19 protein-coding genes are annotated in these 18,841 nt (G+C 73.9%); 5 read left to right on the plus strand and 14 right to left on the minus strand.

Annotated elements, in window-relative coordinates; all coding sequences use genetic code 11:
• The first annotated feature begins 2 nt into the window (after positions 1 to 2).
• Together ACIRGB_RS29165 and ACIRGB_RS29170 are read left to right on the plus strand one after the other, a co-directional pair.
• The gene (locus tag ACIRGB_RS29165) at positions 3 to 545 is read left to right on the plus strand and encodes a cysteine dioxygenase (protein WP_403871314.1); all 543 of its coding nucleotides are present in this window, start codon (positions 3 to 5) and stop codon (positions 543 to 545) included.
• Positions 542 to 943: a rhodanese-like domain-containing protein gene (locus ACIRGB_RS29170; RefSeq protein ID WP_403871317.1), complete on the plus strand. Its 402-nt coding sequence runs from the start codon at positions 542 to 544 to the stop codon at positions 941 to 943. The genes ACIRGB_RS29165 and ACIRGB_RS29170 overlap by 4 nt, the downstream gene beginning before the upstream one ends.
• Before the next feature lie 208 nt (positions 944 to 1,151).
• On the opposite strand, the gene recX is transcribed toward ACIRGB_RS29170, so the two are convergent.
• The 4 genes from recX to ACIRGB_RS29190 all read right to left on the minus strand — a co-directional run bounded on the left by recX (position 1,152) and on the right by ACIRGB_RS29190 (position 4,933).
• On the minus strand, positions 1,152 to 1,931 hold the full coding sequence (recX, locus tag ACIRGB_RS29175) for a recombination regulator RecX (protein ID WP_403871320.1): 780 nt from the start codon (positions 1,929 to 1,931) through the stop codon (positions 1,152 to 1,154).
• 3 nt (positions 1,932 to 1,934) lie between these two features.
• A complete protein-coding gene (gene recA, locus ACIRGB_RS29180; RefSeq protein WP_403871322.1) occupies positions 1,935 to 3,059 on the minus strand; it encodes a recombinase RecA in 1,125 nt (374 codons plus the stop codon).
• Between the two features lie 332 nt (positions 3,060 to 3,391).
• Entirely contained in the window at positions 3,392 to 4,567 is a 1,176-nt protein-coding gene (locus ACIRGB_RS29185) for an AI-2E family transporter (protein ID WP_403871402.1), read from the minus strand.
• Positions 4,568 to 4,738: 171 nt separating this feature from the next.
• Positions 4,739 to 4,933: a DUF3046 domain-containing protein gene (locus tag ACIRGB_RS29190; protein ID WP_403871325.1), complete on the minus strand. Its 195-nt coding sequence runs from the start codon at positions 4,931 to 4,933 to the stop codon at positions 4,739 to 4,741.
• A gap of 80 nt (positions 4,934 to 5,013) precedes the next feature.
• Between ACIRGB_RS29190 and ACIRGB_RS29195 the strand changes: the two genes are divergently transcribed.
• Positions 5,014 to 5,982 (plus strand): hypothetical protein, encoded by a 969-nt coding sequence (locus ACIRGB_RS29195; RefSeq protein WP_403871328.1) that lies wholly within the window; start codon positions 5,014 to 5,016, stop codon positions 5,980 to 5,982.
• Between the two features lie 25 nt (positions 5,983 to 6,007).
• Here ACIRGB_RS29195 and ACIRGB_RS29200 read toward each other — a convergent pair whose 3' ends face one another.
• The 3 genes from ACIRGB_RS29200 to ACIRGB_RS29210 are packed head-to-tail and all read right to left on the minus strand — an operon-like array spanning position 6,008 to position 7,946.
• On the minus strand, positions 6,008 to 6,316 hold the full coding sequence (locus ACIRGB_RS29200; protein WP_403871331.1) for an AzlD domain-containing protein: 309 nt from the start codon (positions 6,314 to 6,316) through the stop codon (positions 6,008 to 6,010).
• Positions 6,313 to 7,083, minus strand: a complete 771-nt coding sequence (locus ACIRGB_RS29205) for an AzlC family ABC transporter permease (RefSeq protein ID WP_403871334.1) — start codon at positions 7,081 to 7,083, stop codon at positions 6,313 to 6,315. Before ACIRGB_RS29205 ends, ACIRGB_RS29200 begins: the two co-directional genes overlap by 4 nt.
• Positions 7,080 to 7,946, minus strand: a complete 867-nt coding sequence (locus ACIRGB_RS29210) for an AraC family transcriptional regulator (RefSeq protein WP_403871337.1) — start codon at positions 7,944 to 7,946, stop codon at positions 7,080 to 7,082. Before ACIRGB_RS29210 ends, ACIRGB_RS29205 begins: the two co-directional genes overlap by 4 nt.
• A 381-nt stretch (positions 7,947 to 8,327) precedes the next feature.
• On the opposite strand from ACIRGB_RS29210, the gene ACIRGB_RS29215 reads away from it, so the two are divergent.
• Together ACIRGB_RS29215 and ACIRGB_RS29220 are read left to right on the plus strand one after the other, a co-directional pair.
• Entirely contained in the window at positions 8,328 to 13,409 is a 5,082-nt protein-coding gene (locus ACIRGB_RS29215; RefSeq protein WP_403871340.1) for an ATP-dependent helicase, read from the plus strand.
• An 18-nt stretch (positions 13,410 to 13,427) separates the two neighbouring features.
• Positions 13,428 to 14,258, plus strand: coding sequence for a DNA-formamidopyrimidine glycosylase family protein (locus ACIRGB_RS29220; protein ID WP_403871343.1), 831 nt, complete (start codon positions 13,428 to 13,430; stop codon positions 14,256 to 14,258).
• A 68-nt stretch (positions 14,259 to 14,326) separates the two neighbouring features.
• Here ACIRGB_RS29220 and ACIRGB_RS29225 read toward each other — a convergent pair whose 3' ends face one another.
• The 7 genes from ACIRGB_RS29225 to rimO all read right to left on the minus strand — a co-directional run bounded on the left by ACIRGB_RS29225 (position 14,327) and on the right by rimO (position 18,769).
• On the minus strand, positions 14,327 to 14,491 hold the full coding sequence (locus ACIRGB_RS29225; RefSeq protein WP_403871346.1) for a hypothetical protein: 165 nt from the start codon (positions 14,489 to 14,491) through the stop codon (positions 14,327 to 14,329).
• Positions 14,488 to 14,775, minus strand: coding sequence for a hypothetical protein (locus ACIRGB_RS29230; RefSeq protein ID WP_403871349.1), 288 nt, complete (start codon positions 14,773 to 14,775; stop codon positions 14,488 to 14,490). Before ACIRGB_RS29230 ends, ACIRGB_RS29225 begins: the two co-directional genes overlap by 4 nt.
• Before the next feature lie 6 nt (positions 14,776 to 14,781).
• Positions 14,782 to 15,252, minus strand: a complete 471-nt coding sequence (locus ACIRGB_RS29235) for a Dps family protein (protein ID WP_403871351.1) — start codon at positions 15,250 to 15,252, stop codon at positions 14,782 to 14,784.
• 218 nt (positions 15,253 to 15,470) lie between these two features.
• Positions 15,471 to 15,851, minus strand: a complete 381-nt coding sequence (locus ACIRGB_RS29240) for a helix-turn-helix domain-containing protein (RefSeq protein WP_007387871.1) — start codon at positions 15,849 to 15,851, stop codon at positions 15,471 to 15,473.
• Between the two features lie 109 nt (positions 15,852 to 15,960).
• Entirely contained in the window at positions 15,961 to 16,506 is a 546-nt protein-coding gene (locus ACIRGB_RS29245; protein WP_403871354.1) for a CinA family protein, read from the minus strand.
• Positions 16,503 to 17,291: a CDP-diacylglycerol--glycerol-3-phosphate 3-phosphatidyltransferase gene (gene pgsA / locus ACIRGB_RS29250; protein ID WP_403871357.1), complete on the minus strand. Its 789-nt coding sequence runs from the start codon at positions 17,289 to 17,291 to the stop codon at positions 16,503 to 16,505. The genes ACIRGB_RS29245 and pgsA overlap by 4 nt, the downstream gene beginning before the upstream one ends.
• Positions 17,288 to 18,769 (minus strand): 30S ribosomal protein S12 methylthiotransferase RimO, encoded by a 1,482-nt coding sequence (gene rimO, locus ACIRGB_RS29255; RefSeq protein ID WP_403871360.1) that lies wholly within the window; start codon positions 18,767 to 18,769, stop codon positions 17,288 to 17,290. Before rimO ends, pgsA begins: the two co-directional genes overlap by 4 nt.
• Positions 18,770 to 18,841: the final 72 nt, after the last annotated feature.

The following is an 18,841-nucleotide window of genomic DNA, read 5'->3' on the forward strand; positions in this document are numbered from 1 at the left end:
CCGTGTCCCTCCCCTCGCTTTCCGCGGCCTCCGCCGCCTCCGCTGCCACGGCCGCGCCGACTCAGGCCGAGCTCCTCGACTTCGTACGGCGTGCCGCGGCCGACGCCGAACTGATCGCCTCCCTGCCGCTCGACCCCGAGGGCCGCACCTGGGTGCGGCTGGCCGGGCCGGGCGGCAGCGAGGCCTGGCTGATCGGCTGGCCGCCCGGTACGGGCACCGGCTGGCACGACCACGCCGACTCCGTGGGCGCCTTCGTCACGGCAGCGGGCGAGCTCAAGGAGAACGCGCTCGCCGCCCGCCTGCCCACCGACGGCTGGAAGACCCTCGAACTCAGCGACGGTGTGGACCGGGAACGCCGGCTGACCGTCGGCAAGGGACGCGCCTTCGGCCGGCATCACGTGCACGAGGTCCTCAACGAGTCGACCGACCGCCACGCGGTGTCCGTGCACGCCTACTACCCGCCCCTGCCGCAGATCCGCCGCTACAGCCGCAGCGGACAGACCCTGCGCCTGGAGCAGGTCGAGCGCCCGCAGGACTGGCAGTGAGCGGGCCCACGGGCATCGACGCCCTGCTGGAGCGCGTCCGCGCCGGATACCGGCGGATCGCACCGGAGGAGGCGTACGACGCCGCCGAGGCCGGCACGGCACTGCTGGTCGACATCCGGTACGCCGCTCTGCGCGAGCGGGACGGTGTGATTCCCGGCGCTCTGGTGATCGAGCGCAACGAACTGGAGTGGCGTCTGGACCCGCAGGGCAGCCATCGCCTCCCCGAGGCGGTGGACCATGACGTGCGGGTGGTCGTGGTGTGCGACGAGGGGTACGCCTCCAGTCTGGCGGCGGAGTCCCTGCACCGTCTGGGTCTGCACCGGGCCACCGATCTGATCGGCGGCTTCCAGGCCTGGCGCACGGCGGGTCTGCCGGTGGCCGCCGCCCGGTCTCAGTAGTCGGGGGGCGGTCCACCGGGGTCGTGTCACCGTCGTGGAGAAGGCGTCCGTCCTTCAGGGCGACGAAGTCTCGTCGGTGCTACTGACCGTCACGATCGTGACGGTCGGCCCCGGCCGCGTCGAAGGCCTTGTCGGCGGTGATCCTGCGCGGTCCTCGTCCGCCCGCCCGCCGGTCCGGCTCCCGAGCGCCCTCGGGTCGGGCGTCGGCTCAGAACCCCTCGTCGCCGAGGTACTCCGTGTCCTCGCCCTCCTCCTCCAGCGCCTGGCGGACCACCCGCAGGGCCATGCCCTCGGGGTAGCCCTTACGGGCCAGCATGCCCGCGAGGCGGCGCAGCCTCTTGTCGCGGTCGAGGCCCCGGGTGGCGCGCAGCTTGCGGTCGACCAGGGCGCGCGCGGTCTCCTCCTCCTGCTCGGTGTCCAGCTGGGACACCGCCGCGTCGATGAGCGTGGCGTCGACGCCCTTGGTGCGCAGCTCTCTGGCGAGGGCGCGCCTGGCCAGCCCGCGGCCGTGGTGCCGTGACTCCACCCATGCCTCCGCGAAGGCGCCGTCGTTGATGAGGCCGACTTCCTCGAACCTGGACAGCACCTCTTCCGCGGCCTCGTCCGGGATCTCCCGCTTGCGCAGGGCGTCGGCCAGTTGTCTGCGGGTGCGCGGGGTCCCGGTGAGCAGGCGCAGGCAGATCGCCCGTGCCTGCTCCACCGGGTCCCGCGGAGGCTCCCCCTTCTCGGCCCTCGACGAGGAAGTGGCGCCTCCGTCCTCGGCGGACGGCTCCGCCCGCTCGCGCCTCCGGCGTCCGCGCGCGCCACCCGCTCCGCGGCCCCGCCCGCCACGGCGCGCCTCGCCGTCACCGTGGCGCGCCGCGCCGTCCTCGGGGGGACCCGCGGCAGAGGAGTCCGTCTCGTACGGGGCCGCAGCCGCCCCGTACGCGTCGTCGCCCGGCCCGGCGGAGCCGCTCGGGTACTCGGCCCAGTCGGTTCGTCGGGTCACGGGTCAGCTCTTGGCTGCCGCGGCCTTGGACTTGGTGGCCTTGGCGGTCGTGGGCGCGGGCACCGCCGGTGCGGCGTCGGCCGGGGCGGCGGAGGCGGCGTCCGCGGCGGGCTCGGTGACCGGCTCCTCGGGACGCACGCCGACGCCCAGCTTCTCCTTGATCTTCTTCTCGATCTCGTTGGCCAGGTCGGGGTTGTCCTTCAGGAAGTTGCGCGCGTTCTCCTTGCCCTGGCCGAGCTGGTCGCCCTCGTACGTGTACCAGGCGCCGGCCTTGCGGACGAAGCCGTGCTCCACGCCCATGTCGATCAGACCGCCCTCGCGGCTGATGCCGTGGCCGTACAGGATGTCGAACTCGGCCTGCTTGAAGGGCGGCGCGACCTTGTTCTTGACCACCTTGCAGCGGGTGCGGTTGCCGACCGCGTCCGTGCCGTCCTTCAGCGTCTCGATGCGGCGGATGTCGATGCGCACCGAGGCGTAGAACTTCAGCGCCCGGCCACCGGTCGTGGTCTCCGGGGAGCCGAACATCACGCCGATCTTCTCGCGGAGCTGGTTGATGAAGATCGCGGTGGTCTTGGACTGGTTGAGCGCACTGGTGATCTTCCGCAGGGCCTGGCTCATCAGCCGGGCCTGGAGACCGACGTGGCTGTCGCCCATCTCGCCCTCGATCTCCGCGCGCGGGACGAGCGCGGCGACGGAGTCGATGACGATGAGGTCGAGGGCGCCGGAGCGGACCAGCATGTCCACGATCTCCAGGGCCTGCTCGCCGTTGTCCGGCTGGGAGAGGATCAGGTTGTCGATGTCGACGCCGAGCTTCTTGGCGTACTCGGGGTCGAGGGCGTGCTCGGCGTCCACGAACGCGACCTGGCCGCCGGCCTTCTGGGCGTTCGCCACCGCGTGCAGGGTCAGGGTCGTCTTGCCCGAGGACTCGGGGCCGTAGACCTCCACGACACGGCCGCGCGGGAGGCCGCCGACGCCGAGGGCCACGTCGAGCGCGGTCGACCCGGTCGGGATGACCTCGATGGGCTCGTTCGGCCGCTCGCCCATGCGCATGACCGCGCCCTTGCCGAACTGCCGTTCAATCTGTGCGAGCGCGGCGTCCAGGGCCTTCTCGCGGTCGGTTCCTGCCATGGGTTCCACCCGGTTTGCTTGATTCGATCGCTTCACGTCAAAGACGCTAATGCCTGCCACTGACAATGGGCCCCGATGCGGGTCCGGCCTGTGGATAACTCGGGTGCATCTCCCCCCGAACCCACTCGAATCACCCGTCACGAGCCCCGCCGGAGCCTCCATAAGAATGGATGTTCGATTTTCGTGTCAAGCGCACCACGCGGCACTTCCGAGCGTACGTCCCGGCCCGGCGAGCCCGGTGGTGGAAGTGAAGCTGCCGGCCGGTCTCGGCTCACCTCAGGACGCCGTCGAGGCGGTGGCCGCGGCCTGCGGGAGATCGGGTGCGCCCGTGCTCAGGAGGAGGAGCCGCCGTCCACGGGGCCCTCCGGGCCCTCTGCCTCCGGGCGCCCCTGCTCCGCGCGCCGGGTCCACAGCTTGCGCAGGCGCGTGGACGTACCGGACACCGCCCGGCGTTCCCGGTGCCCGTGGACGCGCGGATCGTCCGTGACGTCGTAGCGCTTGACGTACGCCCCGAGGAACGCCTGCAACGTGGCGACCGCCGGGATGGCGATCAGCGCGCCGACGGCGCCGAGCAGGGCGGTGCCCGCGATGACGGAGCCGAACGCGACCGCGGGGTGGATGTCCACGGTCTTGGACGTCAGCTTGGGTTGCAGCACATAGTTCTCGAACTGCTGGTAGATCACCACGAAGATCAGCACCCACAGCGCGTACCAGGGGTTGACCGTGAACGCGATCAGCATGGGCAGGGCGCCCGCGAGATAGGTGCCGATGGTCGGGATGAACTGCGACACCAGGCCCACCCACACGGCGAGCGCGGGCGCGTAGGGCACCTCGAGGAACTCCAGGAGGATGTAGTGCGCCACGCCGGAGATCAGCGCCATCAACCCGCGTGAGTACAGGTAGCCGCCGGTCTTGTCCACGGCGATCTCCCACGCGCGCAGGACCTCGGCCTGGCGGGCGGGCGGCAGGACGGAGCAGAGTCCGCGCCGCAGCCGGGGGCCGTCGGCGGCGAAGTAGAACGAGAACAGCAGGACCGTCAGCAGCTGGAAGAGACCGCCGAGGACCTGGGCCGACACGTCCAGAACGCCCGTCGCGCTGTTCTGCACGTAGTTGCGCAGCCAGTCGGAGCGGAGCAGGCCCTCCTGGATGTCGACCCGCCGCAGTTCGGTGTGGAAGTGGCCATTGACCCAGTTGATGACGGAGTCGAGGTAGTCCGGGAAGTCCTCGACCATCTTGACGATCTGCCCGGCCAGCATGGAGCCGAGCAGCGTGACGAACCCCGCGGCGGCGATCAGCACGGCGAGGAAGACGAGGAAGGTGGCGAACCCCCGGCGCATGCCGCGCCCGGCCATCCAGCTCACCGCCGGTTCGATGGCCAGGGCCAGGAAGAAGGCGATGAGGACGTTGATCAGCAGCCCGGTGAGCTGGTGGAAGGCCCAGCTGCCCAGCTGGAAGGCGGCGATGAGCGCGAGGGCCAGCACCATCGCGCGCGGCAGCCAGCGCGGCATGCGGGCGCCCGGCCCGGCGACGGCCGCGTCGGCCGGGGGGCCCGTGGGCGGCGTGGTACCGGCCTGGGATGCGTGCCGGGCGGTCTGCCCGGTCTCGTCAGTGGATGCCACGGAGCAAGTCTCGCCCACGCCACGGACCGGGGAGCACGGTACGGCGATCTTCGTGAACCGTCACCGCTGTTCCCGCGGCACGTTCATGACGGTGCACACCACTCGCCACACGTCCCTGGCGTCCCAGCCGGCGTCCAGCGCCTCGTGCACCGTGCGCCCGCCCAGCTCCGTCATCACGTGATCGCGCGCGAAGGTGTCGGCGTACCCCGGACCGAAGTGATCCGTCATCCGCTCCCAGAAGACCGTCAACCGCATGCCTCCAGTATCCCGCCCCTGAGAGTGGGCCCTGAGCCGGGACCGCCTGCCGGAACCGCTTTCCGGCCTACGGTCTGTCCATGGCCGAAACCGGAGCGTCCCCACTCCCCGCGATCCCTCCGCCCGCGACTGACCGCACCCCTCAGTCCCGTGCACCGCTCGCGCGCGCGGAGCACTTCGTCTGGCTTACCGCGCGCGTACTGGAGCAGCGGTTGTTCGCGTACCACTTCCGCGGTGGGGACCCCGGCCCGGTGGAGACCGCGCTGGAGGCGTACCGCAACGAGGACGGCGGGTACGGCCATGCGTTGGAGCCCGATCTGCGCGGCCCGGTCAGTCAGCCGCTGCACACCGCGTGTGCCCTGCGCGTCCTGGACGCCGTCGGCCGCTGCGGCGGGCAGCGGGCCGAGCGGATCTGCCGCTATCTGACCTCCGTGTCCACGCCCGACGGCGCCCTGCCGGTGACCCGGGCGAGCCGGGACGGGTATCCGGCCGCGCCCTTCGTGCCGGTCATGGCCGACCCTCCCGGCGCGCTGCTCGTCACCGGTCCGGTGGTCGGACTGCTGCACCGCAACGAGGTCTGGCACGCCTGGCTGTTCCGCGCCACGGACTTCTGCTGGCAGGCGGCCGAGTCGCTGACGTCCCCGCACCCGCACGAGGTCGAGGCCGCCGTGGCCTTCCTGGACGCCGCTCCGGACCGCCCGCGCGCGCGGGCCGCGGCCGACCGGCTGGGTCGCCTGGTGCGCGAACAGCGCCTCGCCGTGCTGGACCCGGGCGCTCTCGACGCGTACCCGGTCCCTCCCGGCCACGCCCGGGGCGAGCACCGCTTCCCGCACGACTACGCGAGGGACCCGCGTTCGCTCGCGCGCGCGTGGTTCACGGACGACGAGATGGCCCGCTCCCTCGACTTCCTCGCGGCCGAGCAGGAGGACGACGGCGGCTGGCCGGTGCGCCGGCGCCGGTGGGCCCCCCTCCCGGCGCTGGAGATCCGCGCCCGGGTGACGCTGGAGGCCCTGTGCACCCTGCGGGCGTACGGCCGTCCCCTCGGCTGATCCGCCGGTCGGCCGACCCGCCGCTTCAGCCGCCCATGGCCCGTACGCCCGCGGTGACCACCACGGCCGCCGCGACGACGAGCAGGAACGGCGCGCGCAGCAGCAGCGCGACGGCGGCCGCGGCGACTCCGGCGGCCCGCGCGTCCAGCACGAGGGTCTGCTCGTCGGCGAAGGTCTGCTGGGCGGTGAGCGCCGCGAGGAGGGCGACGGGCAGCAGCGCGGCGAGCCGCCGGACCACGGGCCGTTCCAGGGCGCCCGCGGGCACCAGCAGCCCGAGAAGCTTGACCACGTAACAGCCCACCGCGGTCGCGCCGATCGCGATCCACACGCTCATCGCTCGCCCTCCCCCTCGGCGGCCCCGCGGACCGCACCATCCTCGGCACCACCCGCGCGGCGTCCGCGCGCCCACAGGACGAGCGGCGCCGCCAGCGCGGCCACCAGGACGGGCACGCCCGCGGGCAGCACGGGCAGCAGGCCGAGCCCCAGGAGAACGGCCAGGGCGGCGACCACGCGCTCGGTGGTGTTCTTCAGCATCGGCGCGAGCAGCGCGAGGAAGACCGCAGGACCGGCCGCGTCGAGACCCCACGCGTCGGTGTCCCCGATGGCCTCCGCGCCCAGCGCCCCGAGCAGCGTGGTGAGGTTCCACAGGACGTACAGGGTGAGTCCGGTGACGGTGAACCCGATCCGGACGGCGCGCCGCGTGGGCTGCGCGAGCGCCACCGCCGCCGTCTCGTCGATGACCCACTGCGCGGCGAACGGCCGCACCGCGCGCGGGAGGGCCAGCAACTGCGACAGGCGCAACCCGTAGAAGGCGTTGCGCACCCCCAGGAAGAACGCCCCCGCCGCCGCGGTGAGCGGGTTCCCGCCGGCCGCGAGGGCGCCGACGAGCGCGAACTGGGACGCCCCGGTGAACACCAGGAGGCTGAGGGCGCAGGTCTGGGCCAGGGAGAGTCCGCTGCCGGCCGAGGTCACCCCGAAGGCGAACCCGGACAGTCCGACGGCGACCCCGACCCCGAGGGCGTCCCGTACGACAGCGGCGTCCGGCTTGGGGCCGGCGCCCCGCGTCCCGGGAGCATCGGGAAGGGCTGTCTGTTCTGTCACGCCTCGAACGGTACGAGCAGCCCCCGCCGCGCGTCTTGTACGTTCTTGCGCTCGCGCTGGTAGGCACCGGGCGGCACGCCGACGATCCGCGCGAAGTGCCGGTTCAGGTGCGGCTGGTCGGTGAACCCGACGGCGACGGCGGCCTCGGCCGGGGAGGTGCCGGTGTCCAGCAGCCGCCGCGCCCGGCGCACGCGGGCGTCCGTCAGCCAGGTGTGGGGCGGCATACCGTAGGTCTGCCGGAAGGCCCGCAGCAGCGCGAACGGGCTGCTTCCCAGCTCCCCGGCGAGCCGCTCCAGGCTCGGCGGGTCGGCCATCCGCTCCTCCAGCACGGCACGCGCGCGTGCCGCCGTCCTGGCCCCGGCCGTACGCACCTGGCGCCGGGGCAGCGGGCCGCCGTTCAGCCGCAGCAGCCGGGTCACGGCCACCCGCAGCAGGGTGTCGGCGGCGAGCGCGTTGCCGTCGTCGGCGGCCCGCAGCACGCGGTGCACCAGCTCGACGCTGTACGGGTCGTCGAGCACCGGCCGGACGAACCCCGGCGTCCCGCGCAACGTCGTCGTCTCCGCCGCGATCCCGGCCACCAGCTCGGGCGCCGGGTAGACGGCCCCGTACCGCCATCCCTCCGGCACGCCGGCCCGCCCCGTGTGCGGGGTGTCCGGGTTGACCAGGGCGAGCGAGCCGGCCCCGGCGTACTGGTCGCTCCCGCCGTGGTGGAAGACCTCCACACCGTCGGCGATGGCGGCGATGACGAAGTGCTCGTGCGTGTGGCGCACGAAGGTCTTCCGTATGTACTGGGCGCGGAGCAGGTCGACGTCGGGCAGCTCCGCGTACCGCCAGTGCCGCGCCCGCTCACCCGATCCCGCCATGCCCCCCATTCTCCGCCACGCTCGCCGCGCCTCACCTCGTCCCCGGCGACGGTCCGGGGCGGCCATCCCGGCAGCCGGGCTCGGGACGCCCGGCGCACGTCGGTGACTCACGCCGATGCGGCACGCGCTCCCCGCCCCGCCCCCGCGGGGCGTGGGGTACGGGGCGCCCGGGGCCTGGGGAGCGCGGGAGGCGTGCGCCTCGCCCCCGGCATAGGCGGCGTCGGTACCCGCCTCCGGCGACAGCCCGGCTCGGACACCCGCGCACGCCCGGCTCGCCCGAGCAGTCGCGACGTCCGGCCGGTCGGGCGCCCGGCACCGGCCACGTCCGGCCGGTCCGCCCGGCTCGGGCCGATTGTCAGTGGTCGGGTGCACGATGGATCCATGGTCAGCTCCGCACACCGAGCCCTGGACGGCTTCTCCCCCGCGACCCGCGGCTGGTTCACGGGGGCCTTCTCCGCGCCCACCTCCGCCCAGGCGGGCGCGTGGCAGGCCATCTCGCAGGGTTCGGACGTGCTGGTGGTCGCCCCCACCGGCTCGGGCAAGACGCTGGCCGCCTTCCTCGCCGCGCTGGACCAGCTGACCTCGACGCCCCCGCCCGCCGACCCCAAGAAGCGCTGCCGCGTCCTGTACGTCTCCCCGCTCAAGGCACTGGCCGTCGACGTCGAGCGCAACCTCCGCAGTCCGCTGACCGGCATCAGGCAGGAGTCCGTCCGCCTCGGCCTGCCCGAGCCCGAGGTCAAGGTCGGCATCCGCTCCGGCGACACCCCGGCCGCCGAGCGCCGCGCCCTGTCCACGCGGCCGCCGGACATCCTGATCACCACCCCGGAGTCCCTGTTCCTGATGCTGACGTCGGCCACGCGCGACGCGCTGACCGGCATCGAGACGGTGATCCTGGACGAGGTGCACGCGGTCGCGGGCACCAAGCGCGGCGCCCATCTCGCCCTCACCCTGGAGCGACTGGACGAGCTGCTGCCGAAACCGGCCCGCCGCATCGGCCTGTCGGCGACGGTCCGCCCCGTGGACGAGGTCGCCCGGTTCCTCGCCCCGCGCGGCAAGGTCGAGATCGTCCAGCCGGAGTCGGGCAAGGAGTTCGACCTGTCCGTCGTCGTCCCGGTCGAGGACCTCGGCGAGCTGGGCGGCTCCCCGGTCGCGGACGGCAACGAGGGCGCGGAACGCCCGTCGATCTGGCCGCACGTCGAGGAGCGGATCACCGACCTGGTCCAGTCGCACCGCTCCACGATCGTCTTCGCCAACTCCCGGCGGCTGGCCGAGCGCCTGTGCAACCGGCTCAACGAGATCGCGTACGAGCGGGCCACCGGCGAGCCCCTGGACGAGCACCACTCCCCCGCCGAGCTGATGGGCGGCTCGGGCGCCGCCCAGGGCGCCCCGCCCGTGATCGCCCGCGCCCACCACGGCTCGGTCTCCAAGGAGCAGCGCGCCCTCGTCGAGGAGGACCTCAAGGCGGGCCGGCTGCCCGCCGTGGTCGCCACCTCCAGCCTGGAGCTGGGCATCGACATGGGCGCCGTCGACCTCGTGATCCAGGTGGAGTCGCCGCCCTCCGTGGCCTCCGGGCTCCAGCGCGTCGGCCGCGCGGGGCACCAGGTCGGCGCCGTCTCCACGGGCGTGGTCTTCCCGAAGTACCGCGGCGACCTGGTGCAGTCGGCCGTGGTCACCGAGCGGATGCGCAGCGGCGCCATCGAGGCCCTCAGGATCCCCGCCAACCCGCTGGACGTGCTGGCCCAGCAGCTGGTGGCGATGACCGCGCTGGACACCTGGCAGGTCGACGACCTCCTCGCCACCGTCCGCCGCGCCGCGCCGTTCGCCTCGCTGCCGGAGTCGGCCTTCACCGCCGTCCTGGACATGCTCGCGGGCCGCTATCCCTCCGACGCCTTCGCCGAGCTGCGCCCGCGCGTGGTGTGGGACCGGATCGCCGGCACGGTCACCGGCCGCCCGGGAGCCCAGCGGCTCGCCGTGACGTCCGGGGGCACGATCCCCGACCGCGGGCTCTTCGGGGTGTTCCTGGCCGGTGCCGACCCGAAGAAGGGCGGCGGCCGGGTCGGCGAGCTGGACGAGGAGATGGTGTACGAGTCCCGCGTGGGGGACGTCTTCACGCTCGGCACCAGCTCCTGGCGGATCGAGGACATCACGCGCGACCGGGTCCTGGTCTCCCCGGCGCCCGGCGTGCCGGGCAGGTTGCCGTTCTGGAAGGGCGACCAGCTGGGCCGCCCCCTGGAGCTGGGCCGCGCGCTGGGCGCCTTCCTGCGCGAGGTCGGCTCCCTGTCCAAGGAGGACGCCCGGCTGCGCCTGGTCACCGCGGGCCTGGACGCCTGGGCCGCGGACAACGTGCTGTCGTACCTCGCCGAGCAGCGCGAGGCCTGCGGCCACGTCCCCGACGACCGCACCATCGTGGTCGAGCGTTTCCGGGACGAGCTGGGCGACTGGCGGGTCGTGGTCCACTCCCCCTTCGGGGCCCAGGTCCACGCCCCCTGGGCCCTCGCCCTCGGCGCCCGCCTGTCGGAGCGGTACGGCATGGACGCCCAGGTCATGCACGCCGACGACGGCATCGTGCTGCGCCTGCCGGACGCCGACCTGATGGGCCTGGACTTCCTCGACCAGGACCCCGCGAAGCCGGGCCTCGAGTACGACGCCGAGAAGGCGCCGGTGGGCGCGGCCGACGTCGTCTTCGACAAGGGCGAGGTCGACCGGGTCGTCACCGACCAGGTGGGCGGCTCGGCGCTGTTCGCGTCCCGGTTCCGCGAGTGCGCCGCCCGCGCGCTGCTGCTGCCGCGCCGCAGCCCGGGCAAGCGCACCCCGCTGTGGCAGCAGCGTCAGCGCGCCGCGCAGTTGCTGGAGGTGGCGAGCGAGTACGGCTCGTTCCCGATCGTCCTGGAAGCCGTCCGCGAATGCCTCCAGGACGTCTTCGACGTACCCGGCCTGGTCGAGCTGATGGGCGACCTGGAGGCCCGCAAGGTCCGCCTGGTCGAGGTCACCACCCCGGAACCGTCCCCGTTCGCCCGCTCCCTGCTCTTCGGCTACGTCGCCCAGTTCCTGTACGAGGGCGACTCACCGCTCGCCGAGCGCCGGGCCGCCGCCCTGTCCCTGGACTCGCGGCTGCTGGCCGAGCTGCTCGGCCAGGCGGAGCTGCGCGAGCTGCTCGACGCGGAGGTGCTCACCGAGCTGGAGCGCGAGCTGCAGTGGCTCACCGAGGACCGCCGCATCAAGGACGCCGAGGGCGTCGCCGACCTGCTGCGGGTGCTCGGCCCGCTGACGGACGCGGAGCTGGCCGAGCGGGGCGCGGAGCCGCAGTGGGCGCCCGAGCTGGCCGCGGCCCGCCGCGCGATCAGGGTGCGGATCGCCGGTGCCGACCACTGGGCGGCGATCGAGGACGCGGGCCGGCTGCGCGACGCGCTGGGCACGGCGCTGCCCGTCGGTGTGCCGGAGGCCTTCACGGAGCCGGTCAAGGACCCCCTCGGCGACCTCCTCGCCCGCCACGCCCGCACCCACGGCCCCTTCACCTCGGTCACCGCTGCGGCCCGCTTCGGTCTGGGCGTCGCGGTCACCGAGGGCGCCCTGCAACGCCTCGCGGGGACGGGGCGGGTCGTGCAGGGCGAGTTCCATCCGGCCGGCATCGGCCAGGAGTGGTGCGACGCGACCGTCCTGCGCAGGCTGCGCCGCCGTTCCCTGGCCGCGCTCCGGCACGAGCTGGAGCCGGTGGCGCCGGCCGCGCTCGGCCAGTTCCTCCCCCAGTGGCAGCACATCGGCAAGGGACACACGCTGCGCGGCGTCGACGGGCTGGTCCGCGCCGTCGAGCAGCTCCAGGGCGCCTCCGTGCCCGCCTCCGCCCTGGAGAAGCTGGTCCTCCCCTCCCGCGTGGCGCACTACAACCCGGCGATGCTGGACGAGCTGACGGCCGCCGGTGAGGTGGTGTGGGCCGGAGCGGGTTCGCTGCCCGGCAAGGACGGCTGGGTCTCCCTCTACCTCGCGGACGCGGCCCCGCTGCTCCTGCCGCCCCCGCATCCCCTGGAGACGACCGCCCTGCACGAGTCCGTCCTGAGCATTCTCTCGGGCGGATACGGCCTGTTCTTCCGCCAGATCGCCGACCAGGTCCGCGCCACCACCCACCCGGAGGCCACCGATCCGCAGCTGGCCGACGCCCTGTGGGACCTGGCCTGGTCCGGACGGCTGACGAACGACACGCTGGCGCCCCTGCGCTCCCTGCTGGGCTCCGGGCGCACCGCGGGCTCCACGGCCCACCGTGCCAAGCGCGCGGTGCCCCGCGGTCGGTACGGCTCGCTGGCGGCCGCCGCCCGCCCGGCGTCCCGCTCCGGCCCGCCGACGGTCGCGGGCCGCTGGTCGCTGCTCCCGGCCCGCGAGGCCGACGGCACGGTGCGGGCCCACGCCCTGGCCCGCACGCTCCTGGACCGGCACGGCGTGGTGACCCGCGGTGCCGTCGCCGCGGAGGGCGTCGAGGGCGGCCTCTCGGCGGTGTACCGGATCCTGGCCGCGTTCGAGGAGAGCGGCCAGGCCCGGCGCGGCTATGTGGTGGAGGGGCTCGGGGCGGCGCAGTTCGCCATGGAGGGCGCCGTGGACCGGTTGCGCGCGGTGGCGAACGCCCGCGAACGCGGTGACGGCCAGGCAGGACCGGACGAGTTCACCCGCGGCGCCGCCGCGAACCGGCCCGCACCCGGCGGCTCCGCCGCGGCGGCCAACGGCTCGTCCCCCGACCCCCTCGATCCCCTGGCCCCCTTCGGCGACTCCGCGTCCAGCGGCCCCGTGGGGCCCGACGGCGCTCCGGACCCCTTCGCCGACTTCGCCTCCGGCAGCCCGGGAGGCCCGGGAGGCGGCCCTGAGGGTCCGGGAGGCCCCGGAGGCCCGGCGCCCTTCGACGACATCTTCGCCGACCCCGACCACCTGGGCCGTTCACCCTCCCGGGGCGACTACATCTCACCCCGCGACTATGCCGAGCCCGGCGCCGGCGGCCCGCGCGGGGGCGGCGCGCACGGGGGCTTCCAGGGCCCGCGCGGCCCGTACGACGCAGGATTCCCCGGCCGTCGCGGCCACGGCGCCGCCGGTCCGCGGGCAGTCGTACTGGCCGCCGCCGACCCGGCGAACGCGTACGGTGCGGCCCTCGGCTGGCCCGAGCCGCCCACCGGTGCCACGCACAAGCCCGGCCGCAAGGCGGGCTCCCTGGTGGTGCTCGTCGAGGGCGAACCGGCGCTCTACATGGAGCGCGGCGGCAAGACCCTCCTGCTGTGGCCCTCCGACCCCGACCGGCTGCCCACCGAGGACCCGCGTCTGCGGGCCGCAGCCGAGGCGCTCGCGGAGGCGGCCCGCGCCGGTTCCCTCGGCACGGTCACGGTGGAGCGCGTCAACGGCACGGCGGCCCTGACGTCCCCCTTCGGCCCCCTCCTGGAGGGAGCGGGGTTCATCGCCACCCCGCGCGGTCTGCGCATCAGGGCGTGACCCTGTCACCCTTGAGCCATGCCCGAAGGAGACACGGTCTGGCAGGCGGCGCGACGGCTGCACGACGCCCTCGCGGGCAAGGTGCTGACCCGCAGCGACTTCCGCGTCCCCCGGTACGCCACGGTCGACCTCACCGGCCGCACCGTCCTGGACGTCACCCCGCGCGGCAAGCACCTGCTCACCCGGGTCGAGGGCGGCCTGACGGTGCACTCGCACCTGCGGATGGACGGGTCCTGGAAGGTGTTCGCGCCCGGCCAGCGCTGGAGCGGCGGCCCGGCGCACCAGATCAGGGTGATCCTCGGCACCGCCGACCGCACGGCCGTCGGCTACCGTCTCCCGGTGCTGGACCTCCTGCGCACCGCCGACGAGCAGCGCGCCGTCGGCCATCTCGGCCCCGACCTGCTCGGCCCCGACTGGAACCCGGCCAAGGCGCTGGACAACCTGTGCGCGGACCCGGCCCGCCCGCTCGGCGAGGCCCTGCTGGATCAGCGCAATCTCGCCGGTATCGGCAACGTCTACAAGAGCGAGCTGTGCTTCCTGCTCGGCGTCACGCCCTGGCTGCCGGTCGGCGAGCTGCCCGCCGACCGGGCCGCGCTGCTGCCCACGCTCGCGAAGAAGCTCCTGGAGGCCAACCGCGACCGCCCGGTCCGCCGCACCACGGGACTGCGCGGCCAGGACCTGTTCGTGTACGGCCGGGCCCCCCGCCCCTGCCTGCGCTGCGGCACGTCGGTCCGGGTTGCCGACCAGGGCGACGGCTCCCGCGAGCGCCCCACGTACTGGTGCCCGGCCTGCCAGCGCGGACCCGCGCCGCGTCCGGGCGGCGTCGCGGGAGCCCGGACACGGCGCTGAGAAAGCCGCCGCGAAACCGCCGACGAGACCGCCGAGGAAGCCGAGGGCCGGCCCAGCCGGAGGCGGTCTCAGCCGCCGACCAGCACTGCGCGCAGACCGTCGGCGAACCCGTCGGCGAACTCCAGCGACCCCGGGACACCGACCGTAGCCACCGGCCACCGGCCACCGGCCACCCGCCACCGGTCACCCGCCACCCGCCACCCGCCACCCGCCACCCGCCACCGGAACGTCACGCCCCGCGGTAAAGGTCAGCGCCGGTCCGGGCGGGCCGGGCCCGGTCCTCGCCCCGCCCCGCCCCGCGCAGCGCCCGTCGCCACCGCCCCGCGCCCAGGGCCCCCGCGGCCCGGCGTCGCGGCACACAGTGCACCGGCAGCACGCTCAGCCCCCAGCCGCCGAGCGCGACCGTCCCTTCGATCACCCCGGCGCCGGGCTCCAGCGCCAGGCGCAGCACGGCCCACCACCACAGCACGCCCAGGCCCAGCGCGGCCGCCCGGCGAGCCGTCCGCGCCGAGGTCATCCCGCGTCATCCGTTTTCGGCCTGGAACATCCAATGCTGTTTCTCGAGATCGGCCGTGATCTGGATGAAGATGTCCTGGCTCACCGGGTCGGGGTCACCGCTCGCCGCGATCCGCTCGCGCATCCGCCCGATCACCGCGCGCAGCGCGTCCACGATGGTCTGTACGGCGGTGGTGTCGTCCACCCAGCCCTCGGGGGTCACGTCGATGCCGCTGCCGACGGCGACCGTCGCGGCCCGCCCGTCCGGGGAAACGCCGAGCGCCGAGGCGCGTTCCGCCACGGTGTCCGAGTGGGTGCGGGCGGTGCCGACCAGTTCGTCCAGCTGGAGGTGTATGGAGCGGAAGCGCGGGCCGACCACGTTCCAGTGGATCTGCTTCGCCACCAGGGCCAGGTCGACCAGGTCGACGAGGGCGCCCTGCAACGCCTCCGAGACGATCTTGAGGTCCGCGTCGGACAACGGGCTCTTGACGACGTACATCCACGCCTCCGTCGGTTCGCCCCCCGGACATCTCCCTCCACGATGACCGCACCCCCGCAGACCGGCAAACGGGGCGGCCGCCCCGCCGACGGCGCCCACCCACCCGCGGACCACCGCGCGCCGGGGACGCGCCCGGGCATGCGGAAGCCCCGGCCTCGTCCCTCCGGTCTCCCGGAGCGACCCCGGCCGGGGCCTCACACGCACACGTTCTCGGGCGCTCAGGCGGCGACGACGTCCACTGCCTCGGCGGGCGCCTTGATGGTCACCCGCTCCGGTGGCACGCCGGTCACCGAGACGGAACCCAGCATCGGGCGCACCGGTGCCGGTACGGTCTCGCTGGGCGTCGCCGCAGCGGACTGGGCCAGCTCGGCGAGGGCGAGTTCGTCGCTCACTTCCCGCATGAGCTCGGACATCCGTACGTCCAGCGCGTCGCAGATGGCGGAGAGCAGCTCGGAAGACGCCTCCTTCTGCCCCCGCTCCACCTCGGAGAGATAGCCGAGTGAGACTCGGGCGGAGGAGGAGACTTCGCGCAGAGTACGGCCCTGGCGTTGGCGCTGCCGACGCAGCACGTCACCCAGCAGGCGACGGAGCAGAATCATCGGTGGCTCCCTCCTCGGACCGTGTAACCGCATCCTTCACGCCCCACCGTACCGCCTCGCGCCGCGGCCGTGCGGGGAGCGATGTCGTGTTCACTCAGGGCTGCAAACATCAAAACCCCCCGTTCCGTTCCGTATCCTGTGCCCGCTCATTCCCGGTCTGTTCGCTCGCAAGCTCCCTCAGAAGAAGCGCGAGTACGCTCCGTACACTCTCCATACGAATTTCCGCGCGGTCGCCGTTCAACCGCAGCGCCTCCACTTTTCCGCCATCGGCGCAACCCCGCCCGGCCCCGAAAGGCCCGGCCACGGCCACGAAGACAGTTCCCACGGGCTGCCCGTCCTGCGGGTCCGGGCCGGCGACGCCCGTCGTCGCGACGCCCCAGTCGGCGCCCAGCGCCGTCCGCACACCCGCCGCCATCTGGGCGGCGACCTGCGGGTCCACCGCCCCGCGCGCCGCGAGCAGCTCGCCGTCGACGCCGAGCAGCTCCCGCTTCAGTTCCGTCGCGTAGGCGGTGACGGAGCCCCGGAAGGCCTTGGACGCTCCCGGGACCGCCGTGAGCGCGGCGGCGACCATTCCACCGGTCAGTGACTCGGCGACCGCGAGGGTCTCGCCCTTGACCGTGAGTAGTCGCACCACGTCGGCGGCCGTGGAACTCAACCTTCCGTCCCCTCCAACGCCGCTCTGCGCTCGGCGATTCCCCGGCGGCGCAGCACAATGGCCTGCTTCACATAGTCCAGCCCGGTCGCCACGGTCAGGACGACCGCCGCGGCCATCACCCAGAACCTCAGGGTGGCCAGGGGTCCCGTCAGCGCCAGGACGTACATGCCGACGGCGATGCCCTGGATGAGCGTCTTGAGCTTGCCGCCCCGGCTCGCGGGGATGACTCCGTACCGGATGACCACGAAACGCAGGACGGTGATCCCGAGTTCCCGGCCGAGGATGACGGCCGTCACCCACCACGGCAGGTCGCCCAGCGCGGACAGGCAGATGAGCGCCGCGCCCATGATCGCCTTGTCGGCGATGGGGTCGGCGATCTTCCCGAAGTCGGTGACCAGGTTGTAGGTGCGCGCCAGATGCCCGTCGAAGAGATCGGTGATCATGGCGACGGCGAAAGCGGCCCAGGCGAAGGAGCGCCAGGCCGGGTCGTACCCGCCGTTGCCGAGCATCAGCGCGACGAAGGCCGGCACGAGGAGCAGCCGGAGCATCGTCAGCAGGTTGGCGACGTTCCAGACGCTCGCCTGATTGACGGCCGCGGCCGCGATCTTGCCACCGCGTCCGGCCGCACCGCCCTCGGTCGCGCCCCGCGCCGCCGTGCCCCGGTCCACGACAGGCCCCGAGCCCGTACACTCGCCCGGTTCCTGTGCCGCGCCCGAGGCGCCGCGCGGGCCGGTCCTGCGCGCACTGGAGGAGCCGCCCGCCGCGGACGCCGGGACTCCGGTCATCTGCCGGCCTCCTCACTCCACTCGGGCGAGCCCAGCAGCGGTTCGGCCACCAGGTCGACGCCCTCCGTACCGACCACCTTCGCGTCGACCATACGACCGACACTCAGACCTTCGCCGCTCGTGAGCAGCACCTGGCCGTCCGTCTCCGGGGCCTGGTGCTCCGCGCGGCCGCGGACACCGTCCCCGTCCCCGGCGGAGGCCACGGACTCGACGAGTACCCGCACGGTCGCGCCGACGCGCTCGTCGGCCCGCTGCGAGACCAGTTCCTCCGCCAGGCGGGAGACCCGGGCCAGCCGCTCGGCGACGACGTCCTCGTCCAGCTTGTCGTCGTAGGTCGCCGCCTCGGTGCCCTCCTCGTCGGAGTACCCGAAGACGCCGATGGCGTCCAGCCGGGCGTGGTTGAGGAACCGCTCCAGCTCGGCGAGGTCGGCCTCGGACTCGCCGGGGAAACCGACGATGAAGTTGGAGCGGACGCCCGCCTCGGGCGCCTTGCTCCGGATGGTGTCCAGGAGCTCCAGGAAGCGGTCGGTGTCGCCGAAGCGGCGCATCGCGCGCAGCACGTTCGGCGCGGAGTGCTGGAAGGAGAGGTCGAAGTAGGGCACGACCTTCTCGGTGGAGGTGAGCACGTCGATCAGACCGGGGCGCATCTCGGCGGGCTGGAGGTAGCTGACCCGCACCCGCTCGATGCCGTCGACGTCGGCGAGGTTCGGCAGCAGCGACTCCAGCAGCCGGATGTCGCCGAGGTCCTTGCCGTAGGAGGTGTTGTTCTCGGAGACCAGCATGATCTCCTTGACGCCCTGCTCGGCCAGCCACCGCGTCTCGTTCAGCACGTCGCTGGGGCGGCGCGAGATGAAGGAGCCGCGGAAGGACGGGATGGCGCAGAAGGAGCAGCGCCGGTCGCAGCCGGAGGCCAGCTTCACGGAGGCGACCGGGGAGCCGTCCAGCCGGCGGCGCAGCGGCGCGCGGGGCCCGGAGGCGGGGGCGACGCCCTCCGGGAGGTCGGCGGGCGCGTGCCCCGGCAGGGCGACCGAGGCGCCGGCCTCCTGCCGCTCGGCGGGGCTGATCGGCAGCAGCTTGCGCCGGTCGCGCGGGGTGTGGGCGGCGTGGATGCCGCCGTTCAGGATGGTCTGCAGGCGGTCGGAGATGTCGGCGTAGTCGTCGAAGCCGAGGACGCCGTCGGCCTCCGGGAGGGCGTCGGCCAGCTCCTTGCCGTACCGCTCGGCCATGCAGCCCACCGCCACGACGGCCTGCGTTCTTCCGTGGCCCTTGAGGTCGTTGGCCTCCAGGAGGGCGTCCACGGAGTCCTTCTTGGCGGCCTCGACGAAGCCGCAGGTGTTCACGACGGCGACGTCCGCTTCCTCGGCGTCGTCGACGAGCTTCCAGCCGTCCGCCTCCAGACGGCCTGCGAGCTCCTCCGAGTCCACCTCGTTACGGGCGCAGCCAAGGGTGACGAGTGCGACGGTACGGCTTTCAGGCATGGGCTCAAGACTACTTCGTCCCGCCGACGGCCCATGTCGAAGGGGTTGGCCGATCCCGGCCAACCCCGTCCC

It is taken from the genome of Streptomyces sp. NPDC102490, assembly GCF_044765285.1.
Lineage (GTDB): Bacteria > Actinomycetota > Actinomycetes > Streptomycetales > Streptomycetaceae > Streptomyces.

Coding starts and splice junctions, on each gene's coding strand:
- pgsA (WP_403871357.1), bottom strand. CDS start 17,291: ATGACCGGAGTCCCGGCGTCCGCGGCGGGCGGCTCCTCCAGTGCGCGC.
- ACIRGB_RS29210 (WP_403871337.1), bottom strand. CDS start 7,946: ATGGCGGGATCGGGTGAGCGGGCGCGGCACTGGCGGTACGCGGAGCTG.
- ACIRGB_RS29230 (WP_403871349.1), bottom strand. CDS start 14,775: ATGACCTCGGCGCGGACGGCTCGCCGGGCGGCCGCGCTGGGCCTGGGC.
- ACIRGB_RS29235 (WP_403871351.1), bottom strand. CDS start 15,252: ATGTACGTCGTCAAGAGCCCGTTGTCCGACGCGGACCTCAAGATCGTC.
- ACIRGB_RS29190 (WP_403871325.1), bottom strand. CDS start 4,933: ATGCGGTTGACGGTCTTCTGGGAGCGGATGACGGATCACTTCGGTCCG.
- ACIRGB_RS29195 (WP_403871328.1), top strand. CDS start 5,014: ATGGCCGAAACCGGAGCGTCCCCACTCCCCGCGATCCCTCCGCCCGCG.
- ACIRGB_RS29200 (WP_403871331.1), bottom strand. CDS start 6,316: ATGAGCGTGTGGATCGCGATCGGCGCGACCGCGGTGGGCTGTTACGTG.
- ACIRGB_RS29215 (WP_403871340.1), top strand. CDS start 8,328: ATGGTCAGCTCCGCACACCGAGCCCTGGACGGCTTCTCCCCCGCGACC.
- ACIRGB_RS29185 (WP_403871402.1), bottom strand. CDS start 4,567: ATGCCGCGCTGGCTGCCGCGCGCGATGGTGCTGGCCCTCGCGCTCATC.
- ACIRGB_RS29220 (WP_403871343.1), top strand. CDS start 13,428: ATGCCCGAAGGAGACACGGTCTGGCAGGCGGCGCGACGGCTGCACGAC.
- ACIRGB_RS29240 (WP_007387871.1), bottom strand. CDS start 15,851: ATGATTCTGCTCCGTCGCCTGCTGGGTGACGTGCTGCGTCGGCAGCGC.
- rimO (WP_403871360.1), bottom strand. CDS start 18,769: ATGCCTGAAAGCCGTACCGTCGCACTCGTCACCCTTGGCTGCGCCCGT.
- recA (WP_403871322.1), bottom strand. CDS start 3,059: ATGGCAGGAACCGACCGCGAGAAGGCCCTGGACGCCGCGCTCGCACAG.